Origin of the sequence: Mucilaginibacter sp., assembly GCF_028288105.1 — a bacterium.
Lineage (GTDB): Bacteria > Bacteroidota > Bacteroidia > Sphingobacteriales > Sphingobacteriaceae > Mucilaginibacter.
Genome location: NZ_JAQBOI010000117.1, coordinates 1 through 16,874, shown reverse-complemented (window position 1 = coordinate 16,874; position 16,874 = coordinate 1). Strand labels below are relative to the sequence as shown.

The following is a 16,874-nucleotide window of genomic DNA, read 5'->3' as shown; positions in this document are numbered from 1 at the left end:
TATTACCTTGCTGGAAAGTAAATAACACCCCGGCATCAAAATTACCCCAGGTAATGCTGTTGTTTAGGCCTCCGTAAAACTTAGGCAATGCGCTGCCTAGTATTTGTCTATCGGCCGCTGTGATCTGGCCGTCTTTATTAACATCTTCAAATATGGCGTTGCCGGTTTGCGGGTCAACACTGGTTTGTTTGTAAAGCCAGAAAGAATACATGGAATAACCTTGCTGCATCCTGATCCAGTCGCGGCTGTATTGGTTAATAGGTACCGGCAGACTTGTTATTTTATTGATATTGCCCGAAATATTGAAGTTACTTGTCCAGCTAAATTTGTCGGTTTTGATGTTGGTTGAATTGACACCTATCTCATATCCCTTGTTGCTGATCTTGCCTGCATTACTACTATAGGTGCTGTATCCGGTTATATAAGGCACAGGCAATTGCAGCAATACGTCGCTGGTTTGTTTTGAGTAAACATCTACAGCCAGACTAAGGCGATTGTTTAAAAAGCCGATATCAAAGCCTGCGTTGAACTGTTTGGTGCGTTCCCATTTCAAATTGGGATTGGCTAATTGCTGGGGCGCGGTACCCGCTTTATCTCCACCGGCCACATTATCGGGGTAACCCGCACCTCCTGACCAAAGGCCCTGGGCTGCAAAGTTATTAATACCTGCCTGGTTGCCGGTAACGCCATAACTGGCGCGAAATTTCAGATCGCTTATTGTGTTAACATCACGTAAGAACCTTTCTTCCTTGGCTCGCCATGAAGCACCTATCGATGGGAAATAGCCCCATCTGTTATTGGCTCCAAATTTTGATGAACCATCTGCACGGCCGCTCAACTCCAGGTAATATTTACTGGCGTAGTTATAAGAGATACGGGAGAAATAAGATGACAGGTTAGCTTTGGTATAGGTTTGATTAGCTGTTCTGGTTGATGCGGAAGAGATATCGGTAAAGGCATTGTTGGGAAAGCCTGTACCCTGTGCTGAAGTAAGTTGTATGATATTACTTTGCAGGGTATTTCCAACTACAACATCAAATGTATGTTTCCCGCCGAAAAGGTTATGATAGTTTAAGGTTTGCTCGTTGATCCAGGAGCTGTTCTGCGTAATTGCAGAAGTACCCAGTCCATTAGTTGGCGAGGCGCCTAACTGCGTTTTATCATTCCAATATTCAGATTCGTTGTAGTTATTATAGTCAATACTCCAACTTGAACGGAACTTAAGCCCCTTTATAATTTCAATATCTGCATAAAGGTTACCTATGTAACGTAAGCTGGTGGTATGCACATTGTAGTTATCGAGTAATACCTGCAGGTTATCAAATCCGGCATACCTTGCGGGTGTACCATCTGCATTAAACTCGGGTAAATAAGTTGGCGTATGTAATGCTGATTGAAAAAGTCCGCCTGCGGGACCATCGCCTGCCCTGCCCTGTGTGCGGTAAGACCGCGAAACACTATTACTTGTCCCCACCTGTACCCTGTCGCCTACACGTTGGTCAAGATTAACTTTAAAGCTGGCACGGCTAAAATCAATTGGTTTTATATCTGCCTGTTGTTTGGTATAGCCCGCACCTATGTAGTATTTGGTATCTTTTGAACCGCCCTCTAAAGACAGGTCGTAGTTTTGTAACTGGCCGTTCCTAAATATCTCGCCAAGCCGGTCGTAGGTTTTTTGAGCTTCCGGCAAGCCTCTTGGGGCGGGTAAAAGTGTTGGATTATCATCTAAAGCCCTGAAGGGTACATTACGATAAGTATTCATGCCTGCCGCATTACCGGCAGCTGTTGCATCAGCAAAAGAGTTGCGATAAAACTCATTTACAATTTCGGCATGCTCCGGGCCTGTGGTTAAATCCCAAAGACTCCCTTTTGGTTGCCAGGCTATTCCCTGTAGTGTATTAAAACTAATTTTGGGCCTTGAATTGAAATTACCGCGTTTAGTGGTAACAATTACTACTCCATTTGCACCACGCGATCCGTAAATGGCGGTAGCGCTGGCATCCTTAAGCACTTCAATATTCTCTATATCGCCCGGGTTGATATCTGCAATAGGTGATGTAGCCCTGCCACCCGTACTTACAGTTTGCAAACTGGTATTATTCATAAATACCCCGTCGACAATATATAGCGGATCGTTGCTGGCATTGATAGATGTGGTACCGCGTACCCTTACAAAAACTCCATCACCAGGCACCCCTGTGTTAGAATTGATCTGCAATCCTGTTGACTTGCCTTGCAGCTGTGCATCAAATCCGGCCACCGGGTTATTCTTGATCTCGGCCGCTTTTACCGTTGATATGGCGCTGATAAGGTCCTTACGGGTTTTGGTTCCATAACCCACAACAACGACATCATTAAGCAGTTGGGAGGCTGGTTTGAGAAAAATCTCGACCGGGCTACCATTAACTACCAGTTCCTGCTGCTCGTATCCGATAAATTTTACAACCAGCGTATAAGGAAATTTCTGACCGGTAACAAAATCAAAGCGGCCTTCGTTATTTGTGATAACACCGTGGGTAGTACCTTTAATAGTAACGGTTGCGCCGGGCAACACATCTTTATTTGATGCATCAAATACGCGGCCTTTTAAAATAGAATTGATTGTTGGGGGTGGTTCGTTTTGAGCCATCCCCAGAAATGGAATGACAAATAAGAAAATAATAACTATATACTTAAATATAATTATTTTCTCAACGGGTATAAATATTTGCATATTTAACAAGGTTTTGTGTTAATAATTTATTGTTAATAGAAACCTGGCGAATGAATTTCGGTGAGTGATTGGCGTTACAGAGCCGAAACTTCATTTAACGACCGGCAAGGCTTCCTTGCCGGTTTTTTAGTTGTATAGCTAATTTGTGCACATGATAACAGATCTTTGAAAGTGGTGTGGAACAGACGGAACTACTCACGCAGACATCGCTGCATATATTTCGGCCCCGGAAAAAGTAAATGATTAGTTAGATTAACAGCAGCAACAACAGCAAGCGCCGGCTTTGGGAGCAGCAGACATGCAGTAAGTTAATTGGAGAATAATTCTTTCTTTATTTAAAGAAGATTTCATTGCTATGTTTTTTTATAGGGCAAACATAAAAATAAATTAATAAACTACCAAATCTATAGATTTAATATACATTAAGTCTATAGAAATTATCTGGCAAGGCGAAAAAGCCCGGATATATTGGGAATTTGGTTTGAAGTAGCATAAGTGATACCGTGTTTGTAACCGCCCCAAAAGACCATTTCTCCAGCCTGTTCTTAACCTGAAAGGCACCGTCGGCGTTTCGCCTTCAAAGTTAACGGCCTTTTAACGACGTAAGAAAGGTCACCACGCCGTCATCCACCTGGCCAAAATACCTGCATCACTTGTGATAAAGGAGCGAAATTTGGGGATTTTTAGAAGCGTAAAAAGGCTCTGGAGTTTCTGGATAAATTAAAAGGTGATGGACTTGCCGAGCCTAACCCATATCCGATGTTTCCGAACCCGCCGGGCTTGTTACGTTTAGAGCCATACTCGGAAGGATTAAGGGAACGGATCTGGTGGGGTGCGGCATCAAATGACACCGCTATTTGGGCGGCCGAACAAGGAATGCACCTGCAAAGTTCTACCTTAAAGTTTGATGAAAGCGGCAAGCCCTTCCATGTGCAGCAGGCCGAACAGATCAGGTTGTATAAAGAAGCCTGGAAAAAAGCGGGGCACGGGCGCGAACCAAGGGTTTCGGTGAGCCGTTCCATTTTTGCTCTGGTCACAGACCAGGACCGGCTTTACTTCGGGCAGCAAACTAAAGGGACCGATAGCTTCGGTTATATCGAGGCGGACAAACGGGCGGTTTTCGGAAAAAGTTACGCAGCCGAACCGGATCAGCTGATCGCGGAACTGGCCAAAGATGAAGCCATTCAGGAAGCAGACACGGTACTTTTGACCATACCCAATACACTAGGCGTTGATTACAATGCGCATGTGCTGTCTTCGATCCTCGAGCATGTAGCTCCCGGGTTGGGCTGGCGTTAGGCTTTCCCGAACCGGAAACCGACCGATTTTGGCGCTTCATTTTCGGCAGCCAGTCCTTGTATATAAAGCTGGTCACCGATCAGCTTATAACTCAACGAGGCCTCGTCTATTTTATAGTTTTCCGCCTTGAACCGTTCCTTCAGCGGTGCCAGGACTTCTTTACGGTCGAAGCCCGGGCTCAGTTTCAATTGTTCGTCCTGCGCTTCGAGCGCAACTTCCTCCACTTTAAAAGAAAATATTTTTGTGTTCATCCATATAGTTTTAATGTCCTTTTAATAAATAACCGATCACCAACCCGATCACAACCGTCACAACAATCACTAACCTCGCAATATTTTTGGCACTCTACCTGAATGATTTATAGTATAAAGAAATTGAATGAACAGACGAAATTCTTAACGCTTAATCGCTGTACTCGATGTATACACTCACTGAGCCGCTTCGTACATCTTCATCATAATAAACTGCCCCCCATTCATATTTTCTTTCACCCCCTAGTTCGACCAAATACGCCCTTATTTCTGCCCGTAATTCCTCATTGATTTCAAACGGTGGAAAACGCCGGCTTTCGGCCGGGGCAATTGTATAAGCTGAGACTTTCCCTTTTTTTATCCAAATTGAGATTGCCTTATCCTCTGTAAAGTTTGGTATCGCCATAAAGAAAGATGTATATTATCCACATACAATTTTAACTGGTAAGCCGAAAATCGCTCGCGAAGGGTCTCCTCCGTTAAACTGCTGTCCAACGATTCATTCCCGATGGTAATTTCGCCCGTCTGTTGATTTAATCTCATTATAATAATTCATTTTATTTTAAAGTAAAGGTACCGATAGGTTTTAATCCAGAAAAATTGGGGATGTAAATCTGATTCAGTCCTCCCATCCCCCAATTGGTATTAGCGGTTGCCTTTCCATAAGCAGCCGGCGTGTAATGAGGAACTTCAAAGATCGTTACCTGGGTTCTGGGACCTAACTCTTTGTGGGGAGCTACCTGTAGTCCATCCCATAATGCTTTTTGTGAGTAGTTAACGCTTTGCAATTCGTCCATTGTGGTAAAGAAAGATCCCATCGGGCCATCTTTGCCGGCTACGACCTGCGTTCCAGGAGAAAGATATCCATTGCTCCAGCCGTCTACACCCGGGTAAGTCCTTGTGCCCTGAGCAGCTGCGGCCGAAGCGGCTGGCCCTTCGACTTCTGCCTGAGCCATACGTCTTACGGCGAATCCTTCGCCTGTAAAAAAAGCGGCGGTAGAGGCAAGCCCCATCACTGCTCCGACCACATTACTTTAACTGCATTACAAACAAGCCGGAAAGCGGATATCTAATGACCCGTCTGACCCGCCCGGGAAATAGCTAAAAAAACATGGAGATTGTATTTAGGTAGCCTGATGAACTGATCGAAAAAAACATGAATCACAAGAGCGCAAGCAATTGGTTATTAGCCTGATGGCTTTTAATTTATACATCCAATATATCGGTCGAAGTTAATTATCACTATAGAATGATTTAAGGCTCTCTATTCTCCATCTGACGGAGGGATAAGTATATTATTTTTTCACACATAATATTTGCGACTTAACATTTTTTGTGGTTATTTTGACGCCACAATTACAACCACCTTATAACAATGAAAATTAACCCTCTTCGCAGCTGTAGCTTTATTTGCTTGACACCGACAATTTTCGCTGAAATTTATCTCGCGCTTCTTTTCTAATTCCAAATCATATTTATAAGTTCAGACTGTACGATATTATGTGCCTGTTCGTGCCTTCACCAGGCAGAACGTTCCACCCAATGTCAGGAATAGAATTTGATCATTCCCACTCGACCTTTACAATTGAATCACAACAACCTATAATCTATATTCAGCTTTCATGAAAATCCTTGACAAACGGGAACCGGCGAATCATACACTCGAGTATAATTTACTAAGAATTAGTCGCATCCTCTTTCTATCGATACTTGCCTTATTGATCACGTTCGATAAGGTTTCGGCCCAGGATGATGGTTACATTCCGCCTTCGCCGACATCTATATCTATAATCAAGGCGAGTGCAAGCAATGTTAACCTTTTTTCAGGTAAGTCAAACGTCAGCATACCGATATATACAATTAAAGCTGGTTCTATATCTAGTAGTATCGGTTTAAAATACATAGGAGGCTCCGGAATTAAAGTACAGGACATTTCAGGTGAGGCAGGATTGGGCTGGTCTTTACTGGCAGGAGGAACTATCAATAAAACCAAAAGGGTGAACGACGATGCGAGTGGCGGAACAAATGGGTATTACACAAATCCGGGTGTACCTTATCTGCTAAACACACCGGGATCAACGGAATTCCAAAAAGCTTTTTCCAACTTTGGTGATGGAGACCTGCAGCCGGATATTTACAATTCCACGATCGGCGGCCGTATCATTTTTGATAAAGACAAGCAGCCTCACTTCACCAATGAACAAGGCTATAAAATTGTGCAGAGTGGCAACTTGAGTGCAGACCATATATGGATCATCGCAGACGCTCAGGGAACTAAATATTATTTCGGCGAAACCGTAGATGCACAAGAAAGATATATACTAACAGCCGCTGGAGGTTCACAATCTGTGTCAAGTGAGGTCTCCACCTGGCGTCTAAGCAAAATTGTATCGAAAGACGGGGCGTATATCAAATTCGATTATGAAAAAAGTGGAACCTTTAGTCAATTCAAATATTATTCATTTGTCCGGACTTTGCAAAATGGTTCATCTACCTGGATAAATAGCATTACATCTATGCCGGCTTCAAGTGAAGAATTGCATCTATCTAAGATCACAACACAGAATTCGAGCGTTGAATTTTTGTATAAAGATCGGGCGGACTTTGCCAACAGCAAAGCCATTTCCGAAATCAAAGTGCTGAATGCGGCAGGGGAATTGCTTACCAAATATGTTTTCGAAACTGATTATTTCAAAAGCACTGATCCTACCCCTACTTTGAGGCTAAAACTAACAGCCCTTAAGCAAGTTAGTGGAGACCTAAATAATGTCAGTTCATTGGCTGCCTTTGATTATAACGAACAGGAGAATCTACCAGCCCGAAATTCGGAAAAATTTGATTTTTGGGGCTATTATAATAATAACACAACGGGTAAATATTTCTTGTCGGAAGGGGCAAACAGAACTGCAGACCCCAATAAAAGCCAGGCTAATATTTTAACAGGTATTCGCTGGCCAACGGGCGGGTTAACCAAATATTCTTATGAAGTGAATATTTATCAGTTCAACGGCTCAGAATACCTGGGTGGCGGGTTAAGGATCGCTTCTGTAAGTCAGGTAAATAGTGACAATTCATCTTTAACAACGACATATGATTATACCAGCAGCTCAACCGTACCAAAAAAAACCAGTGGCATATTGCATCTATTATTTGATATCACAAAAGGATATACCAAAAGCTACAAGAACACATCAGCTGGAAGTGATTGGCAATACTATGTAGAGAATGCCTTACCCTTAACAAAAGCGATTGATTTGGATGGCGTGACGGTCGGTTATTCTCAGGTGACAGTAACATCTCCGGATCAGTCAAGTGAAGTTTACTATTTCCAGGATTATCTTCATTTCCCGGATGAGACAAAGCATTATTCGTACGTAAAATATGCATTTGCTACGCCTCCAAAAGTAACCAACTTTACTTTGGTGAATGACCAGGATAATTATAACGGATTTAATTCCGTTACCTCAAACGCTGTACAGCGAGGCCTGGTAACTGATAAGGAAATTTATAATAACAGTCATACCTTAATCAAAGCCATTCATTATAAATATGATGTCTATACAGGCACAGCAATACCAGGTGCTGAGTTGTTTTTACAATATACCTATATCGGTTCAGGTGATTGGGCGACCGATCATAAAGACTATTATACCGCTTCTTTATATTATGAGCGCGTCATGGCTGCCCGGTTAATCGAAGTGAAGGAAGATAATTATTTCCTTCCAATTAATCCGACGGTTAGTTCAGTCACATCATCATTTGAATATAAACCGGCACCGTATGTTACGCTTATGGCTAAGCGCACACAAAAGCAAGCCGACGGCACGACCTTGACGGAAAATTATAATTACCCTCCGGATATGATTGCCTTAGGGAGGGATCCAAATCAGGTTTATGCGGAGATGCGGGATAATAACATCATCAGCCCGGTGATTGAAACAACGACAGCCAGGGATTCGAACCAAATTTCGTATTTGAAAGTGAACTACTTTAAAACCCCGTTTTATTTATACAGTCCGAAGACCGTTGAGACGCAGGTTGCACAGAATGCATCAGAAGTCAACATCAATTTTGACAGCTATGATGAAAGCGGCAACATAGTCAGCCAACATTCAAGTGGCGGATCCAACACAGCTTATAAATGGGGGCATAACAATCAATTTCCTGTTGCAAAAGTGATAAATGCCTACAGCCAATTCTCAGAATTAAATCAAAATTCAACGGGAATTAAAACCGTTACGATATATCTGGGTCCAACCGCTGGTAATTATCCCAACCCGACAACGGCGAATTTTTTACAAAGGATATCCGGTGATATAGTCTTAGCTTTTGCACCTAGTGTGCCTTCTTCTGCAAGCGCCAATTTCAGTTACAGCTTAACTGGCCCGGCAAACAGATCCGGATCCTACTCATGCAGCAACGGAGTGTGCAATTTACCAGCCGGGAATTCACTCACGTTTCCGAATATGCCTGCAGGGAACTACGCCTTATCTATTAGCGGGAGCACTACATTCCAAAGCTATACGTTTTCGATAAGTATCAATTGTACCTATTTGGACCAGTTAAGAAGCGTTAGTTCGGAAAAGGAATTTTATTACGAAGGGTTTGAAGAACTCACTGGCGCCGGTGTAACTGCCGATTTGATACATACTGGTAGAAAATCTTTTAATGGCAGTTACAGTACCGCCTTTACTCCGCCGAACACACGAAAATATATCGTACAGTGGTGGAGTTTCAACAACAACAAATGGAATCTTAATGAACAGCCTTTTACACAAAATCTGACGCTAACGGGTAGGATTGATGATATCCGTATTTACCCTGCAGATGCCATCATGACCACTTACACATATGAGCCATTGATAGGTATGACAAGCTCGACAGATACTAAAGGGCAGACAATTTATTATGAGTATGATGGTTTGCAGCGGTTGCAAAACGTTAGGGACAACAACGGTAACATTATTACGAACCATCGGTATAACCTTCAGGGGCTCGTTTACTGGAATGTTCAGAAGCAGGGTTCATTTGTTAAAAGTTGTCCAGCAGGGACGCAAAGCACCGTGATTTATGCGGTAGTGGAACATACTTACAGTGCGTCGACACAGGCTGCAGCTGATGCACTCGCACAGGCAGACGTTAACGCAAATGGACAGGCCTATGCGAATTTGAACGGCAGCTGCCAGGTCCTGCCCTACGCAATTTTTGAGCAGACTTCGGTAACCGGCGGTGCGACCAGTACGGACCAGGGGTATGCTACCTATCGCCTGAGATTGTATAGTGATCAGAATTTTACGGTGCCTTATACAGCAACCGGCAATATAACAGTGAACTACAGGGTACGTACAAGTACCGTGGTTAATAATGGTACGCCCACGGTAACCTTTAATAATTATACCATAACGATAGCATCGGGCGCAAGCTATGTAAACGCGGGGCAGTTTTCTAACGGTTGTGGTTCTGTGGGAGGTGTAAGTGTAATAGCTAGTGAAAGCAGCGTGCAAAATACAGCGCAGGCACAAAACGAGGCGGCGCAGGCAAACCTGTTGCCGCCGGGCGGAGGAGGCAACACAACTTGTGTCACCCAAACACTATTGGTACTGGAGGGGATTGGATATAATTCCAATGTACTGTGATGACCATAGCGGAATAATAAAGGACAAGTTGTTATTTATACCATCATTTCTTTACAAATCAAATATCACGACCATTAACGTAATGAAAAAAATACATATTACCAGCATTTTATTAATCATACTATTTTCCATGCCACTTTTAGGTCATGGACAACAGCCGGACAGCACAAGGACAAAATCAATCACCTACTTAGGTCAGTACCTGAGAACGGATACCGTGACAGCGCGGGGTGTAAATGAGATCCAGGAAAGTTATAAAAATGCGCTTCGGCAAGTAGTGGCTAATCAATCGCTTAGTGAACAGCAAAAGCGGACAGCTATTGACGGTCTGATAGATGAAAAGAACAGGAAGCTGGAACAATTGCTCGGACCGCTTCAGCGCGCGAAAATCATTCCGACAACGGAAAGGAGAAAAGCATGGAGAACCGACACCACAGCACGTAAAACCTACTAACCAAACTCATTCCTTATTACATGAAAAAGATATCATCTTTGCTTGCCCTGCTTTTGCTGACAAGCTTTATTACGCGGGTCCTTGCATTGCCGCCGGGCTATTCCATGAGCAGTGCCATTATCGCAGGTACCTTTAGTTCTTCGGCTTTATATTCGAATACACAAAATAGCGCCACAGGCGGCTTCACAAATAACTATGGTAATGCGGCTAATGATGTATGGTATGCCTTTACAATAGGTTCAACAGCATCATCTGTCGAATTATCCCTTTGCGGTAGTAATTTTGATACTTATCTGCATATACTCAACGGTGTCGGTACAGAGATTGCAAGCAACGACGACAACGGGCCATTGTGCAGCGGGGCACAATCCTCCATTACCCTGACAACACTGGCTCCGGGAACCTATTATCTGGTCGCGGAAGGTTCCGGCAGCAATAATGGGACAATCAACCTTTCGATAAACCTCAGTATCTTCCCGCCAATGACGATCAGTTACACTGCCGGAAGCAACACCTATCTAACGGGTCTAGCGGTAGCACCTTTATCACCATCAATTACAAATGGTCCGCCGGTTTCCGCCGGTCAAACATCGACTTTCGCAGGACTCGGATCGTCAGGCCTGGGCGATGGTAATGCATCCACTGCGACATTTCGTTTACCGTTGGCCGTTGCGTCAGATGATGCGGGTAATATCTACGTCGCTGATGCGGACAACCACGCGATTCGGAAGATCACCTCCGGCGGTGTGGTAAGCACTCTCGCCGGAAACGGATTTGCGGGTAATATAAACGGTACCGGCGCAGCAGCTACTTTTAACCACCCGGCCGGCCTGGCAATTGATGCGGCAGGAAATCTTTTTGTGGCCGACCAGATTAACAATCTGATCCGTAAGATCACACCGGCAGGCGTCGTAACCACTTTTGCGGGCAGCGGCAGCGCAGGAAACACGAACGGTACGGGAACGGGCGCTAGTTTTAACAATCCCACTGGTGTTTGTTTTGACAATGCGGGCAATTTATTGGTCGCGGATTATTCTAATAACCTGATCAGAAAGATCACACCAACGGGAGTAGTATCTACATTTGCAGGAACTGGTGTTCCGGGGGCGGGTAATGGAACTATATCAACAGCGACCTTTAAAAACCCGATGTCGATGACGGTCGATGCGTCGGGGAACATTTATGTCGCAGACCGTTTAAACAACCTGATCCGCAAGATCACACCTTCGGGTGTGGTATCTACTCTTGCCGGGAGCGGAACAGCCGGTTATGCAGACGGTACAGGCACGGCGGCACAGTTCAACAAACCAACAAATCTAAAAGCGGACCCGTCCGGTAACGTATATGTAACAGATCCAAGTAACTACCTAATCCGTAAGATCACCCCGGCGGGTGTTGTAACCACCCTTGCAGGAGCAACAACGCCAGGCATGGTCAATGGCGCCGGCACATCCGCGCGTTTTGCCAACCCGTACGGCCTTTGTTTAGACAGCCAGGGTAATATCTATGTGGCAGATGCCAATAATTATATGGTCAGGAAGATCGTTACAAAAGCATTCACAATCAATCCCGGCCTTCCGACTGGTTTAGTATTGAACGAATCTACAGGTGTCATCAGCGGAACGCCAAACGTAATTTCACCTGCGGCAAACTATACAATTACAGCATATAGCGCCGCTGGTACCGCATCTGCAACAGTTTCTATTAGTGTAATTGCCACAGGGGGGCCTGCCGCAAGTGCGAACCAAAACTATATTCAAACGCTTGTGCCGCTGGTTGCGGATTTAAAAACAGAAACTAACCTTTACGGAGTAATATCAGATGCAAGCAAGGTACAAGCAATTGTTAATTACTTTGACGGCCTTGGCCGTCCATTGCAAACAGTTCAGGTAAAAGGCTCACCCTTAGGCAAAGACATCGTAAGACCTATAGCATACGATGCTTTTGGGCGGGAAAGTAAAAGATATCTGCCCTATAAGGCCTTAACTGCCGATGGCAGTTATAAAACTGATGCACTTAGTACCAGTGGTGGGGTATTTAAGTTTTATGATCCTGCAGGCAATGGCTCAAGTGGCGCACAGCAGGTGAGCGGTATCGTAATAATTCCCACGCCCTATGCTGAAACCATTTATGAGGCTTCACCCCTTAACCGGGTAAATGAACAAGGGGCGCCAGGTAACGATTGGCAACCCGTGCTAAACAGTACAGCAGGTCATACTATTAAAGTAGTTTACAACACTAATAATATAACCGGATTAACTGACACTGCAAACAGTACCATGGTAGCCTTGTATACTATATCGGCTATTGACCTCACAACCCAAAAGAGGACCCTAACCAAAACCGGTAGTTATGCTGCGGGGCAGCTAAACTTAACCATCGGCAAAGATGAGAACTGGAAAAGCGGGCGTGGCGGCACCACCGAAACTTATAAAGACAATGAAGGACACGTAGTGCTGAAAAGGACATTTAACTGGAAGCCTGTGGAAAGAAAGTTGGAAACCCTCTCTACTTATTACTGTTACGACAGGCTGGGCAACCTGGCCTATGTACTACCCCCGTTAAGTAATGCTGATAATATATTACCTGTACAAACGACGTTGAATAACCTTTGTTATCAATATCGGTATGACGAACGCAACCGACCTACCCAAAAGAAACTGCCCGGTAAAGGATGGGAATATACTGTCTATAATCAGCTTGACCAACCCATATTAACTCAGGATGCCAACCAGCGCTTAACCAATCAATGGACAGTAATTAAATATGACGCATTGGGTAGAGTTATCATTATTGGCTTGTGGAATGCAGGGTCTGCAATCCCGCTGGCTACCTTACAAAGTAGTATTTATACATATGCGCAATGGGATAACATTGACGATTCCGGCAATGTTACTGCCAATCCAACAGGTTATACACTGACCAGCTACCCTACCTTAAGTAAGGTACTTACAGTTAACTATTATGATGATTACACCGGCATCCCCGGCCTACCTGGAAACTTTACGCCCACAGCGGGCAGCTACACCAGTAGTACCAGAAGCATGCCCACTGCTACTAAAACTGCGGTGCTCAATACGATCACCAATGCCACACCCGATTATTTGTGGACGGCAATGTACTATGACGAACAGGGCCGCAACATCAAAACCTATAAACAACATTACCTCGGCGGCATAGTAAGCCCGCTGAACTACGACGGAATTACAAGTTCCTATAATTTTGCCAACCAGGTAAAATCCGTTACCCGTGAGCATTATGTTAAACCTATAACGGGAACGGTAGCTACTTTAGCGGTAACTATCGTTAACAATTACGAGTATGACCATATGGGCAGAAAGATCAATAGCAAAGAAAAGATAGATAATAATGAAGTATTGATATCCAAAAACGACTATAACGAAATTGGCCAGTTAAAAACCAAAAGCCTGCACAGTACCGATCAGGGGCTAACATTTAAGCAAAGTACTGATTATGCCTATAATGAACGGGGGTGGATCAGCAAAATAAATAACCCGGCTATTGCACCAACCGCCAACAAATTGTTTGCCGAGCAATTGAATTACAACCAACCAAGCCTTGGCATCACTCCGCATTACAACGGCAATATAGCCGAACAAGTGTACAATGCCGATACGAGCGGTAAGCAAACAGTAAAATACAGTTATGATGTGTTAAACCGCTTAACAGAAGGTACCTCATCAGATAACTATAACGAAAGCGGTATAGAATACGACTTAAACGGCAATATCAACAAATTGAAACGGACAACAGCGGGTACGGCCTTTACCGATAACCTGCAGTACACTTACACCGATGTAGTTGGTGCATTTACCGATCAATTGCAAAGCCTCAATGATATAACCGCGAGCGATTTGGGACAAAAACACGGCGTAGCAAATTATGAATATGATGCCAATGGCAACCTGATAAAGGATGATAGCAAAGGCATTACCAACATCATTTACAACCTTTGGAATCTGCCGCAAAGTATAGCAGGCAAAAGCCTGACATATATTTACGATGCAACAGGTAACAAGCTAAGAAAAATAAGCGGAGGTATTATAACAGAATACATCGGTGGCATACAGTATAATGGTACCAATATCGATTTTATCCAGACGGACGAAGGCCGTGCCCTTAAGAGCGGTGTTAACTATATTTATGAATATACCCTTACTGACCACCTGGGCAACAACCGTGTCACCTTCGATCAAACTAACGGAAAAGTAGGCGAAGTTCATTATTATCCATTTGGGTTAAATATAGACCGCCAATTAAATGCAGGGAATAAGTATCGTTATAACAATAAGGAGTTACAGGAGGAGTTAAAGCAATATGACTACGGAGCACGTCTTTACGATCCGGTGATCGCGAGGTGGAATGTAATTGATCCGATGGCAGAAAATCATTATGATACTAACCCATACAACTATGTATTGAATAACCCAATGCGATACAGGGATTATTTGGGTATGGATACCACCTACAATAGTGGAGATGTAACCGGAAACGTCTGGCATAATTTTGATCCGGATAGTGATAGTATTAATTCAAGTGAAGTTACAATCACAGCAACCCCGCTTCCGAAAGGATTCGGTTCCTTTGGGGGAGATTTTGGGTTTGACAATTTTGGATTCGGTAGTAATGGATTTGGTGGTTATGGCATGGGGTCATATACGCGACCACCTACGCTAAGTAGTAGCTCCGGGCTATTTACTGAGCTTGATAATAGAGGTGCCAATCAGGGGGGGAATGGTAAATGGTATCAATTTTTCAATGACCACAATTCTGGCGGAGACTTTTTGTACGAGTTAAACAAATTAAATCCTATTGCAAATGTATACAACGGTATAAATACTTATTTTACCGGGAAAGATTCATATGGTGTCAAACAAGATAATTTAACAGCAACAGTTCAAATAGCCTCAGCTATACCAATTGGTAAATTCAGCAGGGTTGCCACAAGTGCAGCGGAAAGCTTATATGGTCATATATTTAGAGATGCATTAGGTCATGTAAATCCGACAACTATTGAATCACAAAATAGATATATGAATTTATTTCAATCTGTTGCATCAGATATTAACAACCTTGTTCCAACAGTTAATAAACAAGCAGCAAATGCTGGCATACAAACCTTTAATCAAACTTTTAGAAATGGAAGTCAAGTTTGGGTTTTTACGTTGAATGGTCAAATTAGAAATGCCGGAGTCAATATTGTCCCTTAAAATCATGGAAAAACTATTATTAAAACTAAGTGATGCGGAGAACTCTCTCATCATTCACATAAAAAAGCCTGATGTTGTTAATACAGGAGTTGGTATGGAAATATATAATAAATACAAAGAAATCTATCTTCAATATAGCGAGTTTTACAAAAAGACTCACAATTTGGAGGCCTTAAAAAGAATTATTTTTATTCAATGGTATGCAGTTGTAGAGCCAATGACATTAACTGGAATTGGCGAGTTAGACCAAGATATTGAAGAGGAAAATTTACGACACTTGTATAATCTAATTATAAATAAAGAAGTAGATAAGGAATTTCTGACCATGATTTTGCACTATTACTATATTGGAGATTGGTATTTTAATTCATTTTGTGATTTTTCAGAAGCTTTAAATTCAATAGCTAAGCAGGAATGCACTTCCTTTTTAGTTAGTCAATTCAAAGACAGAGGACAAATGGGGCACTATTGGAATAGTTTGAATTCTGCCCATTGACTAATTAAATTCACTATTATAGCAAAGCCTAATCATTAAGCCTTTCTTCAAAAGCACCTTCAGATATCATAGATCTTTTGTTTGGCAAGGCTTGGAAACCACTTGTTTAGAATCAATATTACTGCTCAAAGACCTGGATAAAATCCTTGAACTTTTGCAGATGATGTTGACAAAAATATGATGTACGGGGAAGTAGTTAACTTTCGGAATGAATTGCTTAAAAATCACGATATAGACTAGCAATTGCAGGTTCATGGTCAAAAAATGATGAAGATCTGCTGGTCGATATCTTATACTTTTTAATAACATTTCCTGGCACAATCTACGAAACGCTATTTCCGTTATTAATCAAGGATACCTGTTATTTTTAATAAAAAATCCTTATTAACCCGGATCACCTTGTCAACGGCTTTTTTCCAGTCACCAAAATATAACGCGGCAGTTTTCTTTGTAAATACCTCATAATTAGGATCGTCGAGCGATGTTTTGCATCAGCTGCCGCCCATTTAAAGTGGAACATGTTGAAAAAAGCGTGATCTGTAAAAAAAAGATCGGTCTTCAGGCTGGACAATTATTACGTGAAAAATGAACCTTTAAATCGATTGGCATAATATTGGTAATTTGTTGATATTAACAAATCACGGCATGAAAAAGAGAATTTTAGTACTCGATGATGATAACGACATATTGGAAGTCCTTACCTATCTGCTCTCCGATTCCGGGTATGAGATAGAAGCGCTATCCAGCGGTGAAGAAATATTTGAAACCATCAGCCGATTCCGTCCTGATTTGAT

The 16,874-nt window shown here is 42.9% G+C and carries 9 protein-coding genes; 5 read left to right on the top strand and 4 right to left on the bottom strand.

Annotation, left to right across the window (positions count from 1 at the left end; genetic code table 11):
• Positions 1-2,629 (bottom strand): SusC/RagA family TonB-linked outer membrane protein (locus tag JWQ85_RS08190; RefSeq protein WP_299466695.1); only part of this gene is annotated, 2,629 nt, incomplete at its 3' end.
• Positions 2,630-3,472: 843 nt separating this feature from the next.
• Between JWQ85_RS08190 and JWQ85_RS08185 the strand changes: the two genes are divergently transcribed.
• Positions 3,473-4,012: an LLM class flavin-dependent oxidoreductase gene (locus JWQ85_RS08185; RefSeq protein ID WP_299466692.1), complete on the top strand. Its 540-nt coding sequence runs from the start codon at positions 3,473-3,475 to the stop codon at positions 4,010-4,012.
• Here the strand turns inward: JWQ85_RS08185 and JWQ85_RS08180 are convergent.
• From JWQ85_RS08180 to JWQ85_RS08170, 3 genes are all read right to left on the bottom strand, one after another.
• Positions 4,009-4,263: a hypothetical protein gene (locus JWQ85_RS08180; protein WP_299466689.1), complete on the bottom strand. Its 255-nt coding sequence runs from the start codon at positions 4,261-4,263 to the stop codon at positions 4,009-4,011. The genes JWQ85_RS08185 and JWQ85_RS08180 overlap by 4 nt on opposite strands.
• A 151-nt stretch (positions 4,264-4,414) precedes the next feature.
• Positions 4,415-4,669: a hypothetical protein gene (locus tag JWQ85_RS08175; RefSeq protein WP_299466686.1), complete on the bottom strand. Its 255-nt coding sequence runs from the start codon at positions 4,667-4,669 to the stop codon at positions 4,415-4,417.
• Between the two features lie 151 nt (positions 4,670-4,820).
• Positions 4,821-5,219 (bottom strand): hypothetical protein, encoded by a 399-nt coding sequence (locus JWQ85_RS08170; protein WP_299466683.1) that lies wholly within the window; start codon positions 5,217-5,219, stop codon positions 4,821-4,823.
• A 666-nt stretch (positions 5,220-5,885) separates the two neighbouring features.
• On the opposite strand from JWQ85_RS08170, the gene JWQ85_RS08165 reads away from it, so the two are divergent.
• The 4 genes from JWQ85_RS08165 to JWQ85_RS08150 all read left to right on the top strand — a co-directional run bounded on the left by JWQ85_RS08165 (position 5,886) and on the right by JWQ85_RS08150 (position 16,080).
• Complete coding sequence (locus JWQ85_RS08165; RefSeq protein ID WP_299466680.1) at positions 5,886-9,899, top strand: DUF5977 domain-containing protein; 4,014 nt, start codon at positions 5,886-5,888, stop codon at positions 9,897-9,899.
• Between the two features lie 82 nt (positions 9,900-9,981).
• Positions 9,982-10,353, top strand: coding sequence for a hypothetical protein (locus JWQ85_RS08160; protein ID WP_299466677.1), 372 nt, complete (start codon positions 9,982-9,984; stop codon positions 10,351-10,353).
• 20 nt (positions 10,354-10,373) lie between these two features.
• Entirely contained in the window at positions 10,374-15,584 is a 5,211-nt protein-coding gene (locus JWQ85_RS08155) for a DUF6443 domain-containing protein (RefSeq protein ID WP_299466674.1), read from the top strand.
• A 4-nt stretch (positions 15,585-15,588) separates the two neighbouring features.
• Complete coding sequence (locus tag JWQ85_RS08150) at positions 15,589-16,080, top strand: hypothetical protein (RefSeq protein WP_299466671.1); 492 nt, start codon at positions 15,589-15,591, stop codon at positions 16,078-16,080.
• The last annotated feature ends 794 nt before the right edge of the window (positions 16,081-16,874 follow it).